Annotated in this window: 26 protein-coding genes; 18 read left to right on the top strand and 8 right to left on the bottom strand. The window is 42.1% G+C overall.

Annotation, left to right across the window (positions count from 1 at the left end):
- The first annotated feature begins 42 nt into the window (after positions 1-42).
- The 13 genes from rpsP (at position 43) to A3I5_RS0101540 (ending at position 11,145) form a co-directional block, all read left to right on the top strand.
- The gene (gene rpsP / locus A3I5_RS0101600; RefSeq protein ID WP_018372870.1) at positions 43-318 is read left to right on the top strand and encodes a 30S ribosomal protein S16; all 276 of its coding nucleotides are present in this window, start codon (positions 43-45) and stop codon (positions 316-318) included.
- 18 nt (positions 319-336) lie between these two features.
- On the top strand, positions 337-576 hold the full coding sequence (locus A3I5_RS0101595) for a KH domain-containing protein (RefSeq protein WP_018372869.1): 240 nt from the start codon (positions 337-339) through the stop codon (positions 574-576).
- 274 nt (positions 577-850) lie between these two features.
- Complete coding sequence (locus A3I5_RS0101590) at positions 851-1,381, top strand: GNAT family N-acetyltransferase (RefSeq protein WP_018372868.1); 531 nt, start codon at positions 851-853, stop codon at positions 1,379-1,381.
- Entirely contained in the window at positions 1,368-1,886 is a 519-nt protein-coding gene (rimM, locus tag A3I5_RS0101585; RefSeq protein ID WP_018372867.1) for a ribosome maturation factor RimM, read from the top strand. The genes A3I5_RS0101590 and rimM overlap by 14 nt, the downstream gene beginning before the upstream one ends.
- Positions 1,876-2,604 carry a tRNA (guanosine(37)-N1)-methyltransferase TrmD gene (gene trmD, locus A3I5_RS0101580; RefSeq protein WP_026216865.1) on the top strand — a complete coding sequence of 243 codons (729 nt, stop codon included), beginning with the start codon at positions 1,876-1,878 and terminating at the stop codon, positions 2,602-2,604. Before rimM ends, trmD begins: the two co-directional genes overlap by 11 nt.
- 554 nt (positions 2,605-3,158) lie before the next feature.
- Positions 3,159-5,384 carry a single-stranded-DNA-specific exonuclease RecJ gene (gene recJ, locus A3I5_RS0101575; RefSeq protein ID WP_018372865.1) on the top strand — a complete coding sequence of 742 codons (2,226 nt, stop codon included), beginning with the start codon at positions 3,159-3,161 and terminating at the stop codon, positions 5,382-5,384.
- Entirely contained in the window at positions 5,368-6,021 is a 654-nt protein-coding gene (locus tag A3I5_RS0101570) for an HD domain-containing protein (RefSeq protein WP_018372864.1), read from the top strand. Before recJ ends, A3I5_RS0101570 begins: the two co-directional genes overlap by 17 nt.
- 546 nt (positions 6,022-6,567) lie before the next feature.
- Positions 6,568-7,080, top strand: a complete 513-nt coding sequence (locus A3I5_RS0101565) for an adenine phosphoribosyltransferase (protein WP_018372863.1) — start codon at positions 6,568-6,570, stop codon at positions 7,078-7,080.
- Between the two features lie 24 nt (positions 7,081-7,104).
- Positions 7,105-7,797, top strand: a complete 693-nt coding sequence (locus A3I5_RS0101560) for a beta/alpha barrel domain-containing protein (protein ID WP_018372862.1) — start codon at positions 7,105-7,107, stop codon at positions 7,795-7,797.
- 236 nt (positions 7,798-8,033) lie between these two features.
- Positions 8,034-8,978, top strand: a complete 945-nt coding sequence (gene metA, locus A3I5_RS0101555; protein ID WP_018372861.1) for a homoserine O-acetyltransferase MetA — start codon at positions 8,034-8,036, stop codon at positions 8,976-8,978.
- A 9-nt stretch (positions 8,979-8,987) separates the two neighbouring features.
- Positions 8,988-9,662 (top strand): DnaD domain-containing protein, encoded by a 675-nt coding sequence (locus A3I5_RS0101550; RefSeq protein WP_018372860.1) that lies wholly within the window; start codon positions 8,988-8,990, stop codon positions 9,660-9,662.
- Between the two features lie 15 nt (positions 9,663-9,677).
- Positions 9,678-10,361 carry a tRNA (adenine(22)-N(1))-methyltransferase gene (locus A3I5_RS0101545; RefSeq protein ID WP_018372859.1) on the top strand — a complete coding sequence of 228 codons (684 nt, stop codon included), beginning with the start codon at positions 9,678-9,680 and terminating at the stop codon, positions 10,359-10,361.
- Positions 10,348-11,145, top strand: a complete 798-nt coding sequence (locus A3I5_RS0101540; protein ID WP_018372858.1) for a Nif3-like dinuclear metal center hexameric protein — start codon at positions 10,348-10,350, stop codon at positions 11,143-11,145. Before A3I5_RS0101545 ends, A3I5_RS0101540 begins: the two co-directional genes overlap by 14 nt.
- Positions 11,146-11,329: 184 nt before the next feature.
- Here A3I5_RS0101540 and A3I5_RS11455 read toward each other — a convergent pair whose 3' ends face one another.
- From A3I5_RS11455 to A3I5_RS0101515, 5 genes are all read right to left on the bottom strand, one after another.
- The gene (locus A3I5_RS11455; RefSeq protein ID WP_018372857.1) at positions 11,330-12,865 is read right to left on the bottom strand and encodes a hypothetical protein; all 1,536 of its coding nucleotides are present in this window, start codon (positions 12,863-12,865) and stop codon (positions 11,330-11,332) included.
- 331 nt (positions 12,866-13,196) lie between these two features.
- Positions 13,197-14,426: an aminoacyltransferase gene (locus tag A3I5_RS0101530; RefSeq protein WP_018372856.1), complete on the bottom strand. Its 1,230-nt coding sequence runs from the start codon at positions 14,424-14,426 to the stop codon at positions 13,197-13,199.
- Entirely contained in the window at positions 14,426-15,646 is a 1,221-nt protein-coding gene (locus A3I5_RS0101525) for an aminoacyltransferase (protein WP_018372855.1), read from the bottom strand. Before A3I5_RS0101525 ends, A3I5_RS0101530 begins: the two co-directional genes overlap by 1 nt.
- A complete protein-coding gene (yidA, locus tag A3I5_RS0101520; RefSeq protein WP_018372854.1) occupies positions 15,646-16,455 on the bottom strand; it encodes a sugar-phosphatase in 810 nt (269 codons plus the stop codon). The genes A3I5_RS0101525 and yidA overlap by 1 nt, the downstream gene beginning before the upstream one ends.
- 33 nt (positions 16,456-16,488) lie before the next feature.
- Positions 16,489-17,775, bottom strand: a complete 1,287-nt coding sequence (locus tag A3I5_RS0101515; protein WP_018372853.1) for an HD domain-containing protein — start codon at positions 17,773-17,775, stop codon at positions 16,489-16,491.
- Between the two features lie 115 nt (positions 17,776-17,890).
- On the opposite strand from A3I5_RS0101515, the gene A3I5_RS0101510 reads away from it, so the two are divergent.
- Entirely contained in the window at positions 17,891-18,109 is a 219-nt protein-coding gene (locus A3I5_RS0101510; RefSeq protein WP_018372852.1) for a DUF3272 family protein, read from the top strand.
- 31 nt (positions 18,110-18,140) lie between these two features.
- Here the strand turns inward: A3I5_RS0101510 and birA are convergent, their stop codons facing one another.
- The 3 genes from birA to A3I5_RS0101495 form a co-directional block, all read right to left on the bottom strand.
- Positions 18,141-19,088, bottom strand: a complete 948-nt coding sequence (gene birA / locus A3I5_RS0101505; RefSeq protein WP_018372851.1) for a bifunctional biotin--[acetyl-CoA-carboxylase] ligase/biotin operon repressor BirA — start codon at positions 19,086-19,088, stop codon at positions 18,141-18,143.
- Between the two features lie 109 nt (positions 19,089-19,197).
- Entirely contained in the window at positions 19,198-19,806 is a 609-nt protein-coding gene (locus A3I5_RS0101500; protein WP_018372850.1) for an ATP-binding cassette domain-containing protein, read from the bottom strand.
- A 7-nt stretch (positions 19,807-19,813) separates the two neighbouring features.
- On the bottom strand, positions 19,814-20,941 hold the full coding sequence (locus A3I5_RS0101495; protein WP_018372849.1) for an ABC transporter permease: 1,128 nt from the start codon (positions 20,939-20,941) through the stop codon (positions 19,814-19,816).
- A 343-nt stretch (positions 20,942-21,284) separates the two neighbouring features.
- On the opposite strand from A3I5_RS0101495, the gene tpiA reads away from it, so the two are divergent.
- The 4 genes from tpiA (at position 21,285) to A3I5_RS0101475 (ending at position 25,209) form a co-directional block, all read left to right on the top strand.
- Positions 21,285-22,043 carry a triose-phosphate isomerase gene (gene tpiA / locus A3I5_RS0101490; protein WP_018372848.1) on the top strand — a complete coding sequence of 253 codons (759 nt, stop codon included), beginning with the start codon at positions 21,285-21,287 and terminating at the stop codon, positions 22,041-22,043.
- Between the two features lie 477 nt (positions 22,044-22,520).
- Positions 22,521-22,907, top strand: a complete 387-nt coding sequence (locus tag A3I5_RS11450) for a nuclear transport factor 2 family protein (RefSeq protein WP_018372847.1) — start codon at positions 22,521-22,523, stop codon at positions 22,905-22,907.
- Positions 22,908-22,927: 20 nt separating this feature from the next.
- Entirely contained in the window at positions 22,928-23,932 is a 1,005-nt protein-coding gene (locus A3I5_RS0101480; RefSeq protein ID WP_018372846.1) for an aldo/keto reductase, read from the top strand.
- A gap of 422 nt (positions 23,933-24,354) precedes the next feature.
- Complete coding sequence (locus A3I5_RS0101475) at positions 24,355-25,209, top strand: aldo/keto reductase (protein ID WP_018372845.1); 855 nt, start codon at positions 24,355-24,357, stop codon at positions 25,207-25,209.
- Positions 25,210-25,295: the final 86 nt, after the last annotated feature.

The raw sequence follows: 25,295 nt of genomic DNA, 5'->3' as shown, positions 1-25,295 counted from the left end.
GTCCTAAATATAAATTAACAAAAGAAAAGAGAAAATTTCAAAATGGCAGTAAAAATCCGTTTGACTCGTATGGGTTCTAAAAAGAAACCTTTCTATCGTATTAATGTTGCAGATTCACGTGCACCGCGTGATGGTCGTTTCATCGAAACAGTTGGAACTTACAACCCGTTGGTAGCTGAAAACCAAGTAACTCTTAAAGAGGAGCGTGTGCTTGATTGGCTGGCTAAAGGTGCGCAACCATCTGACACTGTACGTAACATCCTTTCTAAAGCTGGTGTGATGGAGAAATTCCACAACGCTAAGTACGCTAAAAAATAAGAAAAGTAGTGTAAGCCTATGGACATGATTGAAAATCTGATTATTGCGATTGTGAAACCTTTGATTTCACAACCCGACAGCCTCACTTTGAAAATTGAGGACACACCGGAGTTTTTGGAATACCATCTGGATCTCGATCAGAGTGATATTGGTCGCGTGATTGGTCGCAAAGGTCGCACGATCTCTGCAATCAGAACGATTGTTTATTCTGTCCCAACAGATGGCAAAAAAGTTCGTCTCGTCATTGATGAGAAATAAGTAGAGCAGCGGGAGACCGTTGCTTTTTTGGGTTCATTGTCAAGCGTAGTTTAGCTTCTAAAGAGTTCGAGATTGACGCAGTAGTTGTTTGGAATCTGAAATCAAAGCTTGCGGAAGTGAGACAATAAAGTCGATTTCATTGAAATCACGACTTCTTATATGTAATCTTCAACGATGATAAGCTTTTGGAGATGGGTGATGGTATCAGAGCAGTCTGTCTCACTCCCTTTTTTGCCATTTGAGAAAGTGGTTTGAAAATGATAAAATAAGAATTATGAAAGTAGAAAGTAATCCTAGGGTGACTATCTGTGAGTCCTCAGATGTTGAACTAGAGCAATTGATGCAGCTTTATGATGAGGCTTGCCCTTATTTTCAGGAAGTTGAAGGTCGCAATCCTCTAAAACCAATAACGGGTATTGACGAAACTTTACCTTGGATTTCAAGAGATGCGTGCCACTGTTGGTCGATTTATGCTGCCGATAGCTTGGTTGGTTATGCTTGGACATTGGATGAGTCTGCTAACTCCTTTTACCTTCTGCATTTTTATATCAGCGAAACCTACCAGAGGCGGGGAATTGCGCGCCAAGCTATCCTTGCACTTGATGATTATTATTTGCAAAGAGGGTACCAGACTTCAGAACTGCTGGTTTCTGCCCTAAATGGTAAGGGCTTGAAATTTTGGATTGCAGTTGGCTATACCCAGATTAGTCTTGTTGAGTCCGCAGATGAAGGATTGACTACAAAATCTGTTGAAATTGGTCTACGAAAAAACTTACGCAAATGGAGAAAAAATGAATTATTTTAACGTTGGAAAGATTGTTAACACGCAAGGTTTGCAGGGAGAACTGCGTGTCATGGCTGTAACGGACTTTGTAGAAGAGCGTTTTAAAAAAGGGAGTGTTTTGTGTCTTTTTGATGACAAGGATCAGCTGGTCAAGGAAGTGACCGTTGCGAGTCATCGCAAACAGAAGAACTTTGATATTATCAAGTTTAAGGACCATTACCACATTAACGACATAGAGAAATACAAGGGTTTCAGTCTCAAGGTAGCTGAGGAAAATTTGTCAGACCTTGATGATGGTGAGTTCTATTACCATGAGATTATTGGTCTTGATGTTTATGAAAAGGACCAGCTAATCGGGCAAATCACTGAAATCCTCCAGCCTGGTGCGAATGATGTTTGGGTCGTAAAACGTCAAAGCAAAGGAGACTTGCTCCTGCCGTACATTCCTTCGGTTGTCCTTGGCGTTGATATTTCCAATAATCGAGTAGATGTTGAGGTCATGGAAGGGCTAGATGATGAAGATTGATATTTTGAGTCTTTTTCCAGAAATGTTTGCCCCTCTAGAGCACTCCATTGTTGGCAAGGCTAAGGAAAAAGGACTGCTTGAAATCAACTACCATAATTTTCGAGAGTATGCGGAGAAGGCTCGCCATGTCGATGACGAGCCTTACGGTGGTGGTCAGGGAATGCTCTTGCGAGCCCAACCTATTTTTGATGCTTATGAAGCTTTGGAAAAAAAGGGCCAGCCGCGAGTGATTCTGCTAGATCCTGCAGGTAAGGTCTTTAATCAGGCCTATGCGGAAGATTTGGCGCAGTCTGACCATCTCGTCTTTATCTGCGGCCACTATGAGGGCTACGATGAGCGGATTAAGACTTTGGTGACTGATGAAATTTCTCTAGGAGACTTTGTCCTAACAGGTGGTGAGCTGGCTGCCATGACCATTGTGGATGCGACAGTTCGTCTGATTCCTGAGGTGATTGGCAAGGAAGCTAGCCATCAAGATGACAGTTTTTCATCAGGTCTTTTAGAGTACCCTCAGTACACGAGGCCCTATGATTTTAGGGGGATGACAGTGCCTGAGGTTCTTATGTCAGGTCACCATGAAAATATTCGCTTATGGCGTATGGAGCAGAGTTTACGCAAAACCTTAGAAAGACGTCCAGACTTGCTGGACTCCTATGACTTTACTCCCGAAGAAGTTAAACTTCTCGAAAGCATCAAATCAGATAAAGCGATTGAGTAAGTCTTAGAAGTGTAGAAACAAGACAATGAGCGAGCTAGCTATGAGATTTCATTCTCACCAAAAAGTGATGTTTCCTTGAAAAACCTGACTAAAAAACCTTTTGACAAACAAACTGACAAGATGAGAACAAGTTCATTCAGTGTCACCGTATGGAGATGGAATGGCAAAATCGAATGTCTCTGAAATGACTGATGTTGTCAAGCTCGCTGAAAAATGAATGAATTAAGCAGTGTATGAACAAAAAAGCAACCGATAAGTTCAGTTAGAAGAGTCTGCGGCTGATTAGCTTATACCTAAATACTGTTGGCATATTTAAGACCAATGAAGACACTCTTTATCAACGAAAATGCTGTCGCTTTCCTTTGGATCTAAAAGGAAGTTAGTTGTTTATTTTTAAGGTTCGAAATTTTGCTAGAATTCCTTTTTCAGCAGCTCATCTTGCCAATCTTTTTTCTTATCCTAGAAAGTCTATTTCGTGATATAATGGGTAAGGATTGTAGGCTTATAACGAAGAGGGAGTTTTGCCCATAGGTCATGAAAGTAGAGAAATAGAAATGATTAAGACCAAATACGATTGGAAATTGTCTCCAGCTGTTGTGGAGACCTCTTTTTTGAAACTGGCCAAAAAGCAGGGATTGGATGAATTATCTGCCCAGCTTTTGTATGCTCGCGGTATCAAGGATGAGGAGCAATTGCAGGCCTTTTTGAATCCGTCCTTAGACGATTTGCACGACCCTTATTTGCTCCACGACATGGACAAAGCGGTTGCTCGTATTCGTCAGGCGATTGAAAACGGCGAATTTATCTTGATCTATGGTGATTATGATGCGGACGGCATGACCAGTGCCAGTATTGTCAAGGAAACCTTGGACGAGATGGGCGCCGAGGCTCAGGTTTATCTGCCCAACCGTTTTACTGACGGATATGGGCCAAACCTTAGTGTTTACAAGTATTTTATCGAGCAGCAGGGAGTTAGCCTGATCCTTACGGTGGATAATGGCATAGCTGGTCACGAAGCGATCGCTTATGCACAAAGTCAGGGTGTTGATGTTATTGTGACGGATCACCATAGTTTGCCTGCAGAGCTACCAGAAGCTTTTGCTCTAGTGCATCCTGAGCATCCTCAGGCAGATTATCCTTTCAAGCACTTGGCAGGGTGTGGAGTAGCTTTTAAACTGGCTACGGCTTTATTAGAAGATGTCAATACGGAGCTTTTAGACTTAGTTGCTATTGGAACCATTGCAGACATGGTTAGCCTGACTGGTGAGAATCGTGTCTTGGTCAAGTATGGTCTTGAAGTGCTTAAACATACTCAGCGATTGGGATTGCAGGAATTAGCCCAGCTGGCTGGAATTGATTTGGCTAGTTTGACCGAGGAGACGGTTGGTTTTCAAATTGCTCCTCGGCTCAATGCCTTAGGGCGCTTGGACGATCCCAATCCAGCTGTTGAGCTGTTGACAGGCTTTGATGAGGGAGAAGCGCAAGTCATTGCCCAGCTGGTCGAAGATAAAAATAGCGAGCGCAAAGCTGTGGTTCAGCAGATATACGATGAGGCGCGAGCCATGGTAGATCTTGACAAGCCCGTCCAGATTCTAGCTAAGGAAGGCTGGAACCCAGGTATTCTGGGAATTGTGGCAGGGCGGCTTTTGGAAGAGCTTAGTCAACCAGTCATTGTCCTTAATATTACTGATGGTCTTGCTAAGGGGTCTGCTAGGTCGATTGAGACTGTCAATATTTTTGACGCGCTCAGTCCACATCCAGATCTCTTTGTGGCTTTTGGTGGCCATGCAGGTGCGGCAGGTATGACCCTTGAGGTAGATAAGCTGGGGCCACTTTCTGACACCTTGGTAGCCTTTGTTCAAAATCAGGCGATTGATATGAGCAAAAGACCAAGTTTGACACTGGATGAGGAGTTGGATACGAGCAAATTGACCCTAGAAACTGTCAAGGCTTTGGACAAACTGGCACCTTTTGGTATGGATCATAAGCACCCCGTCTTTTATCTGAAGGACTTCAATGTGGTTTCTGCTCGGACGATGGGGCAGGACAATAGCCACCTCAAGTTTCGTATCAATCAATCTGGTATCGAGCTGGATGTCTTAGCTTTTGGGTATGGTGCTCAAGTGAATGAGATTCAACAGCTAAAGGCTTTAGAGCTGGCTGTGACCTTGTCGATCAACCAATGGAATGGCAATACGAGTCTCCAGCTGATGCTGGTTGATGTTCGTGTTGATGGTGTGCAGCTCTTTGATATTCGTGCCAAAAATGCACCACTTCCAGCTGGTGTGCCTGTCTTGACAGAAGACATTCAATCCAATGTGGTTTTGGTTGACGAAATTTCTGACAATCCGGAGGAACTATCGGTCTTATTGGCAGGGAAAAATCTATCTGCTATTTACTTTAAAAACATCATCAAAAGGCCTTATTATCTGACAGGTTATGGCACGCGCTCTCAGTATGCCAAACTCTATAAGGCTCTCTACCAGTTCAAGAAATTTGACGTCCGCTTCAAGCTCAAGGAATTGTCAAATTACCTCAAGATTGAACAAATTTTGCTGATTAAGATGATTCAGATTTTTGAAGAACTTGGTTTTGTGACCATCACAGATGGAGTGATGACGGTGGTGGAAAAAGCAGAGAAGCGTGAGATTGCATCCAGCCAGATTTACCAAAACCTAGTCAAAACGGTTAAGTATCAGGAATTGATGGCTTTAGGCACTGTTCAGGAAATCTATGATTATCATGTTCAGGAGGCGACAAACGATGCACTGTCAGTCTGAGATTTTAGAAACCACGGAGACATTCGTCAAAGACATGTTTGAAAAGGAGCCTAGCGGTCACGACTGGTGGCATCTTGTGCGTGTGAGGGATATGGCTGTAAGGCTTGCGGAAGCTGAAGGAGGAGATGTCTTCATTTGCCAAATGGCTGCGCTTTTGCATGATGTCGCAGATGATAAGCTCGGTGATGGTGCAGAGGCAGGTTTAGCCAAAGTCCAGACCTTTCTGGATAGTCAAGCCATTGCTACAGATCTTCAGCAGAAAATCCTGACCATCATATCTGATATGTCTTACAAAGCTGGACAGAATGATCATAAAACCTTATCCTTAGAAGGACAAATCGTCCAAGACGCCGACCGTCTGGATGCGCTTGGTGCGATCGGAATCGCTCGAACCATGGTCTATTCAGGTCATACTGGTAGACTGATTCATGATCCTAACCTAGTGCCCAGAGAGCAGATGACGCTTGACGCCTATCGTTCTAATGACGGCACGGCTATTATGCACTTTTATGAAAAGCTGCTTAAGCTCAAAGATTTGATGAACACAGAGACTGCTAAAGTCATAGCTGAGGGTCGTCACGCCTTTCTTGAAACCTATCTTGAACAATTTTACGCCGAATGGCGGGCTAGTCGCTAAATCTCAAAATCTCCCATTTTCTAACGTGGAAAATAGGAGGAAAAGGGAAAATATGCTATAATAGTGTGTAAAAACCTTTTTATAGAATTGACCTTGGACTAAAAGCAGAGGAAAACGAGGTGTGGCTATCTGGTCTTGGGAGTGGGAAAGAACTCGAACAAGCAAAAAAGAGTTCGTTTTCCCACCCCCGCACAGTTGATTAGGTCGGATTTGGAGTGTAAAACACGAACAAATCTACCAATCAACCACTGCGCTGAGATGTTTACGCAAACTATGAGAGGTGTGATTGGACTTGAGCCCAGCGCCTTGTGTAAAAACCGTTTTAGTGACGCTTCGTCAGACTTCTTGTTGTTTTGACGGCCGTTTACGAACTCAGAGATTTCGGACTTACCGTCTATGTTTCAGTTGCTTTTAATGTCCTTGTATCTTAGAAAGTAAAGTCGGGCTAACTGCCTAGATTAAATGAAAAAGTAGTTTCAACCTTTGAGGCTTTTCATTTTTCTATGGATTGATAATGGCCCACCTAACTTATGAAAGTGAGAAAAAATGAACTTAAAAGACTATATCGCTCGTATTGACAACTACCCTGAAGAGGGCGTTATTTTTCGTGACATCAGCCCCTTAATGGCAGATGGCAATGCATATAGCTATGCGATTCGTGAGATTGTCCAATACGCGACAGATAAGAAAATTGATATGATTGTAGGACCCGAAGCGCGTGGGTTTATCGTGGGATGTCCAGTTGCTTTTGAGCTTGGCATTGGTTTTGCACCGGTTCGTAAGCCGGGTAAACTGCCACGTGAAGTGATTTCAGCGACTTATGAAAAAGAGTACGGCACAGATACCCTGACGATGCATGCAGATGCAATCAAGCCAGGCCAGCGCGTCTTGATCGTGGATGATCTCTTAGCAACGGGCGGAACAGTTAAGGCAACGATTGAGATGATTGAAAAACTTGGTGGAATTGTGGCTGGTTGTGCTTTTCTGATTGAGCTTGATGCTCTTAAGGGGAGAGAAGCCATTGGCGACTATGATTACAAGGTTTTGATGCACTATTAAACGAAACTGAAAAAGGGTAAAGCGATGTCAGAAGAAGTAAAATCTGTCAAGGCACCCAAGGTCATGTCCGACCTGCGCCAAGATATTGTTAAAATGCCTAAGGCTATTTGGGATTGTTCAGGGATTATGATCTATGGGCGTTTGATTCGAGCGGTGATTTTTACGACTGATGTGGCGATTATCGCGAATACAAACGCCGATGCCGTTCTGGCTGTCTATCCTTTTACACCTAGCCCAGCTATTGCAAAGAGCATCATGAGTGTGGCCACTATCCCCGTATTTGCAGGGGTTGGTGGAGGCCTAACGACAGGGTATCGCTCAGCCAATATGAGCCTTTTTTCGGAATCAGAAGGGGCTATGGCAGTTGTGACGAATGGCCCAACTAATGTCGAGACGATTGAACAGATGAATGCCATGATTGATGTGCCGATTATATATACAGTCGTTTCTGAGCATTCAGATATTGCTTCGCGTCTGGAAGCTGGAGTTGATATTCTGAACGTTTCTGGTGGTTCTCGTACGGTTGATATGGTTAAGCAGATTCGCAAGGCATTTCCTGATGTGCCGATCATGGCCACTGGAGGACCAACGGAGGAGACGATTCGGGCGGTGATTGCTGCTGGTGCTAATGCTGTGACCTATACGCCACCGAGCAATGGTGAGCTGTTCAAGCATAAGATGGAAAAATACCGTCATCAAGAAGACAATACTCAGTAAGAACAGTGTTCACAGCTCAATACTCTGATTTAAGACAGCCACCCACCGTTTGTCATACAGCCTGCCGTTCTTCGGAAAAAGAATGTTCCCATTTTGGTATTGGATAAAAAGTATTACTTGTAAATAAGAGACTCCCGTATAGGCTAAAGTTATAAGCTCTTCTAAAAAATACCTGTTTGAATTGACGGTTCATTTACCGTATACTAAAACTAGTGATTTAAGAGGAGAGAAGTGTTATGCCAATTAAGATTGATCAAGGGTTACCAGCTGTTGAAGTGCTTAAATCGGAGAATATCTTCGTCATGGATGATCAGCGTGCAAGTCATCAGGATATTCGTCCTTTGGATGTCTTGATTGTCAATCTGATGCCGACCAAGATTGTGACAGAAACCCAACTTTTGCGACTTCTGGCCAATACCCCCTTACAGCTGAATGTTGAATTCCTACAGATGGTGAGCCATAAATCTAAGAATACGGGCGCAGAGCACTTATCAACTTTTTACAAAACTTTTGAACAGGTCAAAAGCCATTACTACGATGGGCTGATTATCACAGGAGCTCCTGTTGAAAACCTACCTTTCGAAGAGGTCAACTACTGGGAGGAGCTAGGCCAGATTATCGAGTGGTCCAAAACTCACGTGCACTCGACCCTGCATATTTGCTGGGGCGCTCAGGCTGGGCTCTATGCCCGCTATGGCGTTGATAAGTTGCGTTTGGACACAAAACTGTCTGGGATTTTTAAACAGCGCGTTGTCGTACCGACTTGTCCGCTTTTGCGTGGCTTTGACGACGAGTTTTTAGCACCGCATTCCCGCCATACGACAATTGCATCTGAAGCGATTGCTCACATGGATCATTTGCAGGTCTTAGCAGAGGGTGATGAGGTAGGCTTGTCCATACTGGCAACTAAGGACCTGCGTGAGGTGTACAGTTTTGGTCATCTTGAGTATGATCGTGACACCTTAGCTAAGGAATACCAGCGTGATGTGGCCGCAGGCCTTAATCCGCAAGTGCCTGTTCATTATTTTGAAAATGACAACCCTGAACTGAAACCGCGTCTACGTTGGAATTTAGCGGCTGCTTTGTTCTTTAGCAACTGGATCAACTATGCGGTTTATCAGGAAACGCCCTTTGACTGGCAACTGGTTCAGTCTGATCCCCTGTCTTTTTCAGGTTTATAAAGAGGTTTTATGAGTTATTTACAGCAATTTAAGTCTGGCAATGTGGTTTTACCTGCTGCTCTGCTTTTTCATTTGAAGGAAGTCTTTTCATCAATGGATGATTTTTTAGTCTGGCAGTTTTTCTTTTACCAAAACACATCACAGCTAGAAGAGCTAGCTCCCAGCACTATTGCTGAGGCTATTGGAAAAACAGTCGCTGAGGTCAATCAGTCTATCTCAAGCTTACAAGAAGCTGGACTTTTAGAGTTTAAGACGATCGAGCTCGCTGGTGAGATTGAAATGATTTTTGATGCCCTGCCAGCCTTGGCTAAGTTAGATGATATTTTGACCCCTAAAAAAGACCAGCAACCACAACCCAAAACAAATGATTTTAAGGCAGTAGTTGGTGATTTTGAGCGTGAACTCGGCCGTCTTCTCAGTCCATTTGAAATTGAGGATCTGGAGAAAACCTTGCAAGAAGGCGTTTCTGTGGAGCTTATGCGAGCCGCCCTCAAAGAAGCCGTTTTTAACGGCAAGTCAAACTGGAAGTACATTCAGGCTATTTTACGTAACTGGCGACGCGAAGGGATTACCACCGTCGGCCAAGTCGAAGCCAAGCAGGCTGAGCGCGAGGCCGGTTTACAACCGCAACCAGCGGCTAATTTGGCTGACTTTAGAGCAGCCCTTGATGTATTCAAGGATTAAGTGTTAAGGAGCGAGATGGAAGAATTATCACGCCGTTTAAAAACAGTTGCTAGCTTTGTTCCTCAGGGAGCAAGGCTTTTAGATGTGGGGAGCGATCATGCCTATTTGCCTCTCTATCTCATGGCCAAAGGGCAGATCAGTTTTGCCATTGCAGGTGAAGTGGTTGCGGGGCCTTATCAGTCTGCGCTTGCCCATGTCAGTAGCTCTGCCTTTGCCAAAAGCATAGAAGTCCGTCTAGCAGATGGCCTGTCAGCGATGACCCCAGCAGATGAGATAGATACGATCGTTATTGCAGGTATGGGAGGGCGTCTGATTTCTCGTATTTTGGGTAATGGCTGCGCCGGACTAGAGCAAGTGCAGCGCCTTATTTTACAGCCCAATAACAGCGAGGACGAAGTCCGCAGCTGGCTTCAGCAAAATGGCTATGTTCTGATTGCAGAAGCTATTTTAGAAGAATCTGGCAAGTTCTACGAAATTTTAGTAGCAGAAGCAGGCCAGCATGGATTATCAGACAAGGAATTGCGCTTTGGTCCATTTCTAAGTCAGGAAAAATCGGATGTATTTCAAGCCCGCTGGCTCAAAGAAAAAGCAAAATTAGAACAGGCGCTGAGTCAAATTCCTGACTCCAAAATAAAGGAACGTCAGGTTTTAGAAGAACGTATTTTAGCTATCAAGGAGGTTTTAGATGAAAGCGAGTGAAGTTATTGCCCGTTACGAAGCTTTTTGCCCGCAAGAACTTAGCTTGCCAGGGGATATTTCTGGTCTACAAATCGGAACCTTGGACAAGGATATCCAGACGGTCATGGTGGCGCTTGATGTTCGCGAGGCTACGGTGGCTGAGGCTATTGCCAAACATGTTGATCTCATTATCGTCAAACATGCACCTATCTTTAAGCCGCTAAAGAATCTGGTGACTGACACAGCACAAACCAAGATTTATCTGGACTTAATCAAGCACGATATTGCAGTCTATGTCAGCCATACCAATATTGACATAGTGGACGGTGGGCTTAATGATTGGTTCTGTGACTTGCTGGACATAAGGGAGACGACTTATCTGTCTGAGGTTCATGAAGGCCAGGGCATTGGTCGGGTTGGCAACATCAGCCCTCAACCCTTATCGGACTTTGTAGCTAAGGTCAAGGCAAGCTTTAACCTTGCTGGCCTGCGTCTGATTTCTTACGACCAAGACCACAGTCACCTTATTTCTCGAGTAGCGATTTGTGGAGGATCTGGTGATGATTTCTATGCTGATGCGATCAAGGCAGGAGCTGACCTTTATATCACAGGAGATATCTATTACCATACCGCTCAGGAAATGCTGACGCAAGGGCTCCTAGCTCTAGACCCTGGTCATCACATTGAGGTACTTTTCGTATCAAAAATAGCAGAGCTCCTCAGAAAGTGGCAGATAGAAGAAGGTTGGGTGCTACAAGTGTTGGAAAGCCAAGCCAATACCAACCCGTTTCAATTTGTTTACTGATTGTGGCTTCAGACCATCATAAAAAACCTTCCAGAGTTAAAGCAGGATTCTGGAAGGTTTTAATATACCCCGTTATCGGGCGCTTGCACTACTTCGAATGACATACGTTAAAAGTTGTATGCTAGAGAGGCGCATATGGTGGTGTGAGAAGGACCAGAGATTAGTCTCTAAAATTGCTTTTAAGTCACAATCTTTGCTTTGAAGATTTTAGGGAGATTGGTGGCAAACTAGCGATTGCTTGCGCAAGAGTTGGTATTAGCAAATACACATAGATATAGACATACTGACTCTTAGTTTCCCAGAAGAGATGAAAAAGAAATCCACCGATAAGAAAAATGTAAGGATACAGAGCAAAAGATGGAAACTTTTCACATTTTACTAGTCCCTTATACAGTAGATAAAGACTAGACAGTAGATAAATAATCATGAGATAAATGAAGAGAAAAATGTTAATGAGTCGGTAGGCTAACCCTTGCTGATAAATTGATTTTAGCAGATGCGTTCGAACTTCTTGATTTCGATTTTTTTGAGGGCCGGACCAGATTGATTGGAAAGTAGGTTCCGCCCAAGTTCCTGTGACTTTTTCAGTAAAAAATTCGAGCGCATAAGTTGGGTCATTCCGGAAAGTTTTCAAACGCACCTTTAAATCAGAGATGGCTTGTTTTTTAGCTTTATCTTGGTTGTTTTGATTGTCATCGAGAAGCTTGGTGTTGTAAGCATCCCAATGACCTCGGGTCGGTGAGACATCGCGTAATCCCATGGTAACATAGGCAATCATGGGGGTTCCTTTGGGGATTGCTTGCCCAGAAGCAAGTTGATAATAGGTGTGCAAGCCGGTTTTTCCCATAAAAAGGCTAAGGCAGATGAGCCCTATTGTGCCGAGACGCTTAATCTTATGGTCTTGCCAAAAAAGTAAGAGATAAATAGCAATGAGGGCCAAGACAAAGATGATATAATTGGTCCTAATCAAATAGCCAATTGTCAGAGCAGGTAAGGCGACAGTCAATTGTGATTTCTTGTGAGTGTTCTCATATTTTAGCAAAAAATAGAGACCCATAAGCATACAGAGTAAACCAGGATGGCTACCATAGACAAAAAGTATGAAGAAAAAGAGTGGTAAAAATAGAAAAGAAAGAAAAAGAGTTAGCTTATTGATGAGCGTATTATGAAACAGAAGTGCTGTGATTTTCCATTGAAAATAATTTATACCTATTGTTATCAGTAAATAGAGAATAAAGAAAACTTCTGTCCGACCAAGCCCTACCCAGCTGATGACACGGTCAAAGGTTACTAGTCCTAGCTGGTGTGGGTTTTTATATAGATAACTGCCAACTACTGTCAAGCTGCTATAGTCACCTAAGTTCATAGCCTTAGCAGCAGTTAGGACGTGCTTAGCATCTGAACGAATGACCGAGCTGACATTGAAAATGAGATAGAAACCTGCTACTACATAAAGAATCGTCCACATGATAAAAATGTGTTTCTCACTGAGCCGAGGCAAAAAAAGGCGTAGCAGGTACAAAAAGATAATAAAAAGCAGTAGCCCAATCCAAACAACTGATGTAATAGGAAAATAAAGCGTGTTTTCAACCAAATTCATCTTCATGAGAGCGCGAACATTGACAACTATCCAGGAAAAGCCCAAGAGGATAAACAAGGTTAATCCAAAAACAAGATGATAGGATAGGCTATAAAATCCATCAAATATTTTCTTAAGCATATTCATATTATAGCATAAAAGGCTACAGTGAGTGGTTGAAAAACTGGAACAGATATTCTGAACGATTACGAGTATAAAACGGCTCTATATTGATGTGGTGTACACTGATTCTGACCTTAGAATTTGTTATAAAAGAAGCTCAGGTTTCCATCTTAAAGGAGAGTGACGCATCTAAGTCTCTTCCATTAAAGAGGTAAAAAGGGGCTCTATAATCCCTACCAGAGATTATAGAGCCTTTTTAGCTCTTAGCTAGCTCATTAAGCAGAGTAACTCCAAAATGGGGAATAGCGCTGATACGTACGGCATACCCCGTCGTTTCCGAACCAATTTATCAACGTCCTAGGACTTTTTTGATTAAGGAAATCACTTTAAATTTTAGAGGAGATGGGTAATAGCGGAAGGTACCCATTTTTCGAGTAATGTAGCCGTTAAAGTTTTGCTTAAAACGAAGAACGCTATCAGAACCGTCAAAAAGTCCTGTGATACCAAGGAAATTATAGGTAGGGATTTGATGCTTGAGCGTTTCTTTCATAGCTTCTAATTGTAAAATAGCTGGCGCGTAAAAGCGATTAAATTCGGGGTAAGAACCTGAGAACAAATAAGCCGTCTCGTGACGATCATAGATAAAGAGTGCCCCTGCTAGAATGACCTCATCATCTCCAAAACGATCCACAAAGGATTGCGCTTCTTCAATACGTGTATCAAATGTTGCGACTTGGCTAGACAGTTCCTTGGCCAGATTTTTTTGTTTGGCAGATCCTGTTGCTAAGATAGCTTCCTCAGTAGTCTTTAATCTTGCGAGGAGTTGTTCGCGATCACTTTTTAGATGCGTTAAGTAGTCGGTGAAATGAAGCGTTGCTACGCGAAACTCAGCCTTGTCACCAAAGCTATCATAAAAATCTTGATAGTAGTCGAGGGATTTATCTTCGTAATCACGACGCTCTGAAGTAGCAGCAGTAATATCTTTAAAGAGTGGGAGTTCGTGACGCTCTAATGTTCGAGTTTTAATGCCAAAGCTGAGAGCTTTCTTAACCAGAGGGCGTCCTTTTTTACTAAAGGATGCCAAGAGGCTATCTTCTGTCAGTCCCGATAAGTCTTTGACGTAGTGCCAGTCAGGTTCGCCACCAGGATAACCTGTCGTCAAACCATCATGGATATAGCCCAAGTTGGTTAAATCGGTAATAAAGTGTTCTTGTTCAGTTCCTGTGGCTTGACCATTGCTGTCAAAGGTTTGATAAGTCTCGTAAGGTTTGACCAAGAGTTGCAAGGCGCCTGCTTTTTTAGCATAAGTTTGTAAGGCTTGGTAGAACTCTTTGAGATACTGTGTATCAAGGCTAAGTGGACCAGAATTGATTTCCATGTGCAATCCACCAGTCATTGGCATGGTATAGACCAGACCAGCAACTTGCAATTGACCGTCTTTTTCCAGACCCAGAAAAGTTGTTTCAAAGCCGCGTTTGGGCAGAAGTTTTGCCATTTCAGGACTTTGCATGAAAGAGCCAGATGGGCAATGTTGGGCAAAGGCTCCAAAGGTTTTTGCGTCGATTTCTTTTAAAGGCATTAGTGTTTATTCCTTAATCGTTTACGGGTTTCAAAGGCGAATTGCGAGAGCTTATAGAGCAGACGGTTGACAGGAATGTCAAATTCACCGATGTATTCTTCAAAAGTTGGGGCAAAGTTGGCCTTAAATTTGGTGAGACCATCATCAAGACTTCCTTCTACCCCGCCCATATTGGCCCAGATGATGCTGTCTTGGTAGGCATCATCAAAGACTTGAGGGTAGAGAGAATACTGCGGGTAGAACTTCTTGAAGTCATCGTTCATGCCTGCATAGAGCATTTCCATGACATTGCCAAAACGCACAGAGAGAATCCCTGCAATCACGAGCTCTTCATCATATTTTTGGACAAAGTCGCTAAACTCGCTGATATATTTTTCAACTGAAGCTTTTTGCTGATTGAGCTTGGTCAAGCGTTTCTTTTGATGGTCAGCGGTCTCAAGTAAATCCTTTTCAATTTGAGCTAGTTGCTCTTGATATTCAGCCAAACGCTTGGGAAGATTGACTTTAGCGAGATGGAGGTAAGCATCATCTCCATAGATGGTCATCATTTTCCTGAAATAATCCTCATTGCGAAGGGCAACACCCTTGCGCCCTTCCGTCAGCTCAACGACTTTGGCAAATTCTGTCACATCTGTGAGATCGCCACGTGTCGTGATAACTCCACGATTGATGGCATCTTTCATAAGACGCTTAGTGTGTTTGGGGAAGGTTTCGGCTAGATTTGGAGCTGTGTAGACATTCGCTTGAAAGCGTGGCTGAATGGTTTCTGCAATATCGGACGTTCGGCCGGCCCAGTTAGCTCCAGCCTTTTCAAGGTTTTTGACATAGGATAAAACGTGTTCATTTTCAGGTGCAGACTCCGCATCTGAGAGGGCATACTGGCGGAGTAACAAAGCTGGGTCAAACTTGATAAAGAGCGTCCGCTTTGTTTTACCATAGGCTTTGAGCGACTTAATGACAAAGGAAACCAAGTCTTGATCTCCGTAGTCCATAACAGGCCCACGCGGAATGTAGAGCATCGTAAAACCGAGCGGTAAGGGTTTAATCAGGATACTCGCTGATGCTACAAGTTGGCCATTCTTGTAAAACCCGATGCGCTCGTTTCCCCAGTTGTCCTTAATTTTAGCCCAATTGGAGGATTGGAGCAGATTGGCTTGATTAGACGCCTTGACAAAAGTGTCGTGCTCCTCAGCTGAGATACCGATCTTGTAAGTGTACATTACTCTAAAACCCACTCTCTAAGGGCGTGCGCGACGCCGCTGTCATTGTTTGATTTGGTGATGTATTTGGCAATTTTCTTGAGTTCTGGGTTGCCATTTTCCATGACAACTGGAGTGCCAGCGATTTCAAGCATGGCACGGTCATTTTCTTCATCGCCGATAGCCATTGTTTGGTCCATGCTCAAGCCCAGTGTTTCTGCTAAGTGCTTGATGGCCTCGCCCTTACTAACAGTTTTGTTGAGAATTTCCAGATAAAAAGGTGTAGACTTCACAACATTGTATTTCTCGTAAAATTCAGCGGGCAATTGCGCAATCGCCGCATCTAAAATGTCTGGTTCGTCAATGAACATCATCTTAACGATGTCTTTGTCAGCCATTTCTTCAGGTGTTCGGTAGAAAATCGGCATACTGACCAAGGTTGCTTCGTGGACGGTGTATTTGCCGATATTACGGTTTGCCGTGTAAATACCATCTTTGGTAATGGCGTGCATGTGAACACCAAGCTTACGGCTGAGGAGTTCAATGTCCATATAGTCATCATAAGACATGGTTTCAGAAATGATATCAACACCAGTAGCGGTATCTTGCACAAGTCCGCCGTTAAAAGTAATGACATAATTGTCAGGCTCATCCAGCTTTAGCTCGCTGAGGAGTTGCTTAACTCCAGCAATAGGGCGGCCAGTGGCAATGACAACCTTAACCCCTTGAGCTTTAGCAGCTTGCACCGCATTAAAAACTTCAGGTGTAATCTGGCGTTGATCAGTAATGAGAGTGCCGTCAATATCGACAGCAACAAGTTTAATAGACATAAAATTTCCTTTTTTAATGAGGATTGACCTGCTCTAGTAAGACAGGTCATCAAGAATGTTTGAAAAAGCTTCGTGATCTTCTGCAAAAATGGACTCTTCGATCATTTCCCTTGGGAAATAGAAGCGCTGATCACCGTGAATCGTACCAGATAGGGTACTAACCAAAGGTGAGCGTTGAGATAATTCCACTAGTCGGCCATCTTTTTGGTACAGTTCGATTTGGGTACGTGGCTGCTCCGCTTCTGGATGGTAAATATCGTAGGGAAGATCGAAATTACGGTGAATAGCTGTGTAGTATTCAGGGTCAAAACCAATTTGAGCAACTAGAAGACGTAGGTCGTCAAGCCTATCGGTATCTTCTTCTCGAAACGTCACAGATTTAAAGACCTTGCGGTTAACAAAGCGACTAGCCAAGTCAGCTAAGATCTCGTCTGAGGACTGCATCCAAGCTTGAAAGTAGGTATTCATGACCCCATCATCAATCGCTAGATAGTCAAAAAGATCAAAGTTTTGCTTAAAAAATGGAATCAAAAGTGGCGACGTTTGTTGAAAAAAGACAGGCTCGACAGGATAAAGGACACGAGCTCGCTTGAGCAAGTTTTGCAAAAGGACTTCCATAGCTCGTGTTGCAGGGTGGAAATAGACCTGCATGTACATTTGGTAGCGACTGACGATATAGTCTTCAACAGCATGCATACCTTGAATATCAAAGACGATGCCATCTTCAGTTGGACGAATGACACGCAGAATTCGTGTCAAATCAAACTCGCCATAGCTAACCCCGGAAAAATAGGAGTCCCGCAGGAGATAATCCATCCGATCCACATCAATCTGGCTTGAAATCAGCTGCTCAATCTTTTTATTAGGATGATTATGGCTGATGATAGAAGCGATTTGATAAGGGAAGTCAGGTGCTACTGTCTGTAAAATCTGGCAAATTTCCGTCTCAGGGTCTGTGATGACTAGCTGAGACATAAGCTCATGATCTGTATCAAAGAGGCGCTCAAAACTATGAGAATAAGCCCCGTGACCGATATCATGCAAAAGAGCCGCTACTTTGGTCAGAAGGCTTTCTTCCTTAGACCAAAGACCGGGGTATTTCTTCTCAAATTTTGCTGTGACCTGACGAGCAATTTCATAAGCCCCGAGACTATGAGAAAATCGGCTATGCTCTCCACCATGGAAAGTAAAACCAGAAGTTCCTAACTGTTTGATTCGGCGGAGGCGCTGAAATTCCTTGCTGTTAATCAAAGCATAAATGACTGGGTGATCCACATTGACATAGTTATGTACAGGATCTCGAAAAACTTTTTCATTCATGGTTTCATTATAGCAAAATGGTCTTTTTTTCGCCATTAAAAGGCCAGTTGAGCGAGGAGAGACTGTGAGTGATTTTTTAAAAGAAATTTAGCAAAACTTTTGTTATAATGTAGTCATGAGAATCTATTTACCGATGTACCAATTTATTTTGTTGGCCCTATCAACAGCTTTTGCGACTTATTTTTTCAACGAGTCAATCATGGCAGGACAGTATTTCTTTGTTGTTATTTGGGGGAGCATTCTGCTCCGCAATCTGCGTAGTAGTTACCAACTAAGCAAATTTATTCGTATGGTTGAAAAGCAAGTTGATAAGATTACGAAGAAAAAAGACTGAGTCTCCTCGTGTGAGAATCTCAGTCTTTTTGTCATGTCCAGCTAGTCAAGCTGATTTCACCGCTATTGAGCCACGTCACTGCTCCGTCTGTTAGTTCAACTAATAATCGACCTTCGCGGTCAATAGCTTTGGCAAATCCAGTGTATTCTTGGCCATTTTGCTTAAAACTAACCATGCGCCCTAGGACTAGAGAGTGCGTGCGGTAAAGGGCAATCAAGTCTTCTTCAGGCGTTTCCAGATAGACTTTCCAGATTTCAGCGATCAGTTGGTTTCGCGTGATAGAAGGTTTTTCATCAAAAAGACTACCAGCCTTGTCCTGCAAATCGTGCGGAAAATCTTCAATGTGAAAATTGAGACCAATACCAATAATCACGTCAGTTATGAGCCCGCTTTCGACAGAAGAGATTGCTTCGGTCAAGATGCCCGCTATTTTTTTTGACCCTAGATAGATATCATTGACCCATTTAATTTGAGCTTTTTTTTCGGTTAACGTTTGAATTGCTTGCACGATAGATGCAGCTACCAAGATAGTATAGGGTGGCATTTGGTCAAAGGGAACCATGGGCTTGAGGTGAAGGGACATATAGATGCCGCCTTGCTTAGGTGCAAAAAATGCCCGTCCGAATCTCCCTCTGGCACCGTCTTGAAATGGGGCAAGGTAGAGGCAATCTCCAACATTCCCAGCTTCTAGACCTTGTCTCGCGTCTTGCTGGGTTGACTGACTTTTTGCTTGGTAGGAAATTTTAAAGGGTAATTGTTCTGCCAACCAAATTGGATCCAGTAAATCGCCTTTTTGCAGCAGGTAGCCGCGGTTTTGCACAGAATCAATGACCAGTCCCTGCTTTTCTAAGTGTTGAATAGCTTTCCAAATACTGGTGCGAGAGAGCTGTAACTGCTTTGCCAGATATTCCCCGCTGACATAATCAGTTGCTTTCTCTAAAATAGAATAGACCTTTTGATAGGTTTTTAAAGAAGTCATCGTTATTACCTTTGCTTTCTGACTTTCATTGTATCACAAAAAATATTCTTTTACAGGAAAAGGAAAAAAGATGTCTCTACCACTAAAGCAACTGTTTGAAAACCTTTTTTTAAGAGTCTTTAGGAAAATTTTCGATAAGTGTTTTTAAATCTTCAATTTTCTTAATAGCTCCGTCCTCAAGCAAAAACACCTCATCACAGACCTTACAAATCTCAGACAAATTATGAGAGGTGAAGATAATTATCTTGTCTAAACTATGGTCTTTTAAAAGCTTATAGGCTTTAGAGCGCTTATTCTCATCAAGTCCATCTATCAGTTCATCCAGAATAACAATATCACTTTTAATAGATAAAATGTAGAGAAATGCAAAATATTCTTTCATGCCTAATGAATACTTTGCTAATTTTTTATTGAAAAAATCAGCTCCTCCCATTCTTTCCAAATTATACTGGAAGGATTTGTATTCTTCAGTGGACAATAACCTTAAATAGTCATTTGCCGTAAGATGTTTGTCAAATATTTCAATGCTAGGGATAAAAGCCACTTTGCCTAATGCTAATTTACCATTTTTTACTTTAATTTCTTTATTTAGAATGCTAAAAAAAGTGCTTTTTCCAACCCCGTTACGTCCTATAATCCCATAGAAACCTGGTTTGTTGATTTCAAAATCTAGCTGATTAAAGATTGATGCAGATAATTGTTTTACTTGTAATATCATGATCCCTCTACCCCTTTCTATAGAAAAAATTTTGATACAAATAACTTGAAATAAGGAAAAGTACAAAACTCAAAGATAGGAGATAAAGTATAGCAATTGTAAATGAATTATTCGGAAGAATATCAATATCATTTACTAATTGACCATACCCCAAATATTCAAATGGCAAGAATTTTTTAATAGGCTGAAACCATTCTTCTTGAGAAAAGGTTGCAAAGCCTGTTAAGAATACAACAATAAGTCCAATGACAACTAAGCTTTTTTTAAAAATTAGAGACAGGAATTGGCCTAGGCTCGATAGAAAGAGCAATGCTATAAAATAGAGGATGAGGCTTTTTAAAGCTATGCTACCAACTGTCTCTAGCGTACCATCAGGTAACAAGTAGGGGTATTTCCATGCTCCAAAATTTGTTCTAAACCCTTGAAAGAGGTAGAGGAGTGAAAATAGACCAGCAGTTAATAAAAAACATACCATAGCTGGGACAAGTAGTTTTAAAAAAAGATATCTCAATTTTCGGCCCCCAATTAAAGGGTAAAATCTTATTTGAGAGGATTCGATTTCACTACTAACAGAATCAGATATTAGAACTGTTAACAACACTAAAATAGTAGTAGAGGCTAGCCACCCCATCATGGACTTACTTGCAACAAAAGATGCAGATTTTGAATTGTTTATTGAAGCACTATGCTCTGCACCAATTGACTCGATTTTTTCATAGTAATCTATTTTGGCCTTAATGCTTTTATATTCAGATGAATTTTGATCAGAAATTGATTTCAACTTTAAATAGTTTAGGTTATTTTCTAATTGAGCGAATCTTTCGTAGTCTTTTTTCTCCAAAGATAAAAGCTGCTCTTCCAAAATTTTTTGCTCTATTTTAGCTTGTTCTAGAGCTATGGTATCTTTTTCATTATTTTGGTCAACTGAAACTTTTTGCTCTAAGGTACTAACCATCTGTGTTGATTGTTGTAGATTTTGTCTGGCGATATCTAACTCAATATTTGAAAATGACCTTGCAAAGAGTATTTCATTTAATATGAATAACCCTAAAAAAATAACGATTAGAATTCCTAAGCAAATTTTATTTTTAGGATTTTTTAAAAACCGTTTTAATTCAAATTTAAAAAAAACCATTAAACAATCTCCTTAATTTAACAAGTGCGGGAGTGGGACGGACAGCCATGATGGTTTCGCCTTCATCCCCAAATCATGTAATCGGTGAAGATTACGTATAATACAGTTTGGTTTTTAGACTTGGAGCAATTTTTTATATGTAAGAAAGATTTTTTAAAGTTTACCATTTTCTGACTATTTTGTCAATTGTTTTTATGGAAATTTCCTTAGCCTCCGTTATTTTTGTTATTCTAACATTCTGAAAATAACTCATTTTCTCTTTCATACTTTTATCAATTGCTTTATTTTTCACAGTCTTTATGCTAAAATGGTACTATCAATAAATAAAGAAGAGGTAAGTGAAATGTCACGTAAACCCATTATTGCTGGAAACTGGAAAATGAACAAAACCGCTAAAGAAGCACGTGAGTTTATCGGTGCTGTTGCGAACGCTATTCCATCAAATGACCTTGTAGATACAGTTATCGGCTCACCAGCTATCTTCCTTGAAGGTATGAAAAAAGGTGTGAAAGATACTGATTTGAAAGTGGCTGCGCAAAACTGTTATTTCGAAGATTTTGGTGCTTTTACTGGGGAAAATAGCCCTGCAACTATTGCAGCTCTCGGTGTTGATTATGTGATTATCGGCCATTCTGAGCGTCGTGACTACTTTGGCGAAACCGATGAAGATATCAACAAAAAAGCCCATGCCATCTTCAAAAATGGTATGACGCCAATTATCTGTTGCGGCGAATCTCTTGAAACTTACGAAGCTGGTAAGGCGGAAGAGTTTGTCGGTGCGCAAGTGTCAGCAGCTCTTAAAGGGTTGAGCGCTGAGCAAGTGGCGTCATCAGTTCTTGCCTACGAGCCAATCTGGGCAATCGGTACTGGTAAGTCAGCAACTCAAGATGATGCACAAAAAATGTGTAAAGCTGTTCGTGATGTGGTTGCTGCTGACTTCGGTCAAGACGTGGCAGACAAGGTTCGTGTGCAATACGGTGGTTCTGTAAAACCTGACAACATCGCTGACTATATGGCATGTCCAGATGTTGATGGTGCCCTTGTCGGTGGTGCGTCGCTGGAAGTTGATAGCTTCTTGGCATTGCTTGATTTCGTTAACTAAATTTAGAAAAATCGCTACTCAGTTGGGTAGTGATTTTCTAATAGTTTTAACTAAAAGGATTTGAAATGCTTGTTTTTCATGCTGTTGCAAAAGAAGTCAAGCAAGTATAGGACATCTGATGAATACAGATTCTTGGATTGTTTTACTGGAGATTTATCATCTTAACATCATATTCACAGAAGTTGGGCTTTGCCTAATTTTGAGCAGAGACGGGGGAAAAAGTCCTCAGTCTTATTTTTTATAGTTGAAATAGTTTGACGTAGGAATTGTCTGGTTTCTAAAATGCTGTTTAATCACCATTCTACAAGCCTAGTCAATCTTGCGGGAGTAAGATGGAGAAGTCGATTTCAATGGAATCACGACTTCTATCTCATTCCTCACTATTCAAAAATAGTATAGTGGTTTGCAAAAATAGCATTGTACAATGGTTGAAGAAAGGATTATACTGACATTAAATAAATCAAGGAGGAAGTGCTTATGATGACTATTCAAGAAACATCACAAGCGATCAAAGAAGCTATTTTGGCTAATGATATGACGGCTGTTGATTATTTGGTTGCGGATAATGCTCGTTTTGTTCACATGGGGATTACCTTTGACAAGGCTAGTGAATTTGAGGTCTTTAACACCAAGAAGTTCATCTACAAATCTATTGAAGTGGCTAAGGAGTCGGTGGAAGACTATGGCAATACAGCCATTATCTACCGTAAACTTAAACTGACTGCAGTGGTCAATGGCAATGAGGTGACTAATCCCTTTGTTGTTTCAGAAGTCTTCACGCGTCAATCGGGTGATTCTTGGCAAATGGTGGCTTCCACTTACACACGGATTGCTGCTGATTTTGATGATTATCAACTTTTATAAACGATAGAAAGTAGGCTTTTATGGAGTACACGAAACTTGGAAATACAGGATTAGAAGTGTCAAAGCTCTGTCTAGGTTGCATGAGCTTTGGCGATGATACAGTTGGCTTTCAATCAGGCTGGCTCCTGAATGAAGAAGATAGCCGTGTGATTATCAAGAAAGCTCTAGATTTGGGCATTAACTTTTTTGACACGGCTAACACTTATGCAGCTGGGACGAGTGAGGAGTATCTGGGGCGTGCCCTGCGTGATTTTGCTAAGTGTGAAGATGTGGTGATTGCGACCAAGTGTTTCTTCAGCGATTTGCCACATGGCAAGCAAAAGCCTAACAATCACGGTCTTTCGCGCAAAGCCATTTTTCATCAGGTGGAGCGCAGCCTCAAGCGTTTAGGTACTGATTATATCGATATTCTCTACATTCATCGGTGGGATTATGATACACCGATTGAGGAGACTATGTCTGCTCTGCACGAACTTGTTGTCTCAGGAAAGGTTCGCTACCTTGGTGCATCAGCTATGTACACATGGCAATTTCAAAAAGCCCAGTATGTGGCTGAGAAAAATGGCTGGACTAAGTTTTCGGTCATGCAAAATCACTACAATCTCCTCTATCGTGAGGAAGAGCGGGAGATGATTCCTTTCTGTCAGGAGACTGGTGTCGGCTTAGCGCCGTACAGCCCATTGGCAGCAGGGCGCGTGGTCCGCGATTGGTCCGCAGACACTGCTCGCAGCAAGACAGATGCAACTGCCAAAGCTAAGTACGATTCGACCGAAGAGCAAGATCGTGTGATTGTCGAGCGTGTGGCAGAAATCGCTGAGAAATATGGAGTGACTCGTGCGCAAGTAGCCATAGCTTGGCTTTGGAAGAAAGGCGTTCATTCTCCAATTCTAGGTGTGACCAAGGAAAAATACCTAGATGATTACATGGGCGCTTTCAAGGTTAATTTGACTGATGAAGACATTGCCTACCTTGATGAAAAATATCTACCTCACAAGGTTATGGGCGCTTTACCAATCAAAAAATAATTGAACACGCCCTAAAATTCTAGAGACAACTCAAAGACTTCCTCAAGCCTTTGGAGTTGTTGTCTGTCTTCTCATTTTTCAACGGATATCTAAACGGGCTTTGCATCTTAGAACTGAACACGGGCTAAAATGCTAAATTTAGTCATATCTGACTAAGACCGTAGCCGTCTGGATTTTCTTCGATTTCATCTGTGAAAATCCTAGTCGTCTTGGTCGGGGTGCGTCGACGCCATCAAAGATGGCTGACTTACCGCCATTTTCCAACGCATTTCTAAACGCCCTTTGTATCTTAGAACTGAACACGGCCTAAAATCCTCGATAAAATTCAAAAACTTCCTCAAGTCCAGAGACTTGTCGTCTGTTTTCTCATTTTTCATCGGATTTTTCAACGGCCTCAAATCTTAAAATAAGGAGAAACAAAAATGGAATATGTCACTTTAAATAATGGTGTGAAAATGCCAGCAGTCGGCTTTGGTGTCTTTCAAATCCCAGATCCAGTAGTCTGCCAAGAAGTAGTGGAAACAGCCATCAAGACAGGCTATCGCCTGATTGATACAGCAGAAGCTTACGGTAATGAAGAAGCGGTGGGTCGAGCCATCAAGGCAGCAAGTGTGCCTCGCGAGGAACTCTTTATCACGACTAAGGTTTTCATTCAACATATGAGCTATGAAGGCGCGAAGACAGCTTTTGCAGCTTCCCTTGCCAAGCTTGACTTAGACTACATTGACCTTTATCTACTACATCAACCAGTGGGTGATACCTTTGGGGCTTGGCGTGCTTTAGAAGAACTCTACAAGGAAGGAAAAATCAAGGCTATCGGTGTCTCCAACTTCAAATCTGACCATCTGGCCAACCTTTCCCTCTTTAACGAGATTATTCCAGCGGTCAACCAGATTGAAGTTCATGTCTTTAACCAAAAAGAGGACGAGCAAGCCTATATGGTTGAAAAAGGCATTCAAATTGAGAGCTGGGGTGCTTTTGCGGAAGGGCAATTTGACGTCTTCAACAATCCTGTTCTCAAGGAGATTGCAGCCAAGTATGACAAAACTACTGCTCAGGTTATGCTGCGCTGGCAGTTGCAACGCGGCATCGTTTCACTTTCCAAATCTGCCAATTCAGACCGTGTCCGCCAAAACTTTGACATCTTTGATTTTGCTTTGACAGAAGCTGACATGTCTAAGATAGCAGAGCTCAATACCGACACAACTGTCTTTGCAGACCATAGTCAGGCTAAGACTGTAGAGCTTCTTGCTAGCTTTGTCGGTAAGACATTTTAAAAATGATAGACTAGGGATTTCTCCGGTTTTCCCTTGTCTTTTATATAAGAGCATAAATACATAAGGTATGTAATAAAAATAACAGA

This window comes from Streptococcus merionis DSM 19192 (assembly GCF_000380085.1).
GTDB classification, from domain to species: domain Bacteria; phylum Bacillota; class Bacilli; order Lactobacillales; family Streptococcaceae; genus Streptococcus; species Streptococcus merionis.
The sequence above is the reverse complement of the archived record's forward strand: the minus strand, read 5'-3'. Positions and strand labels throughout refer to the sequence as shown.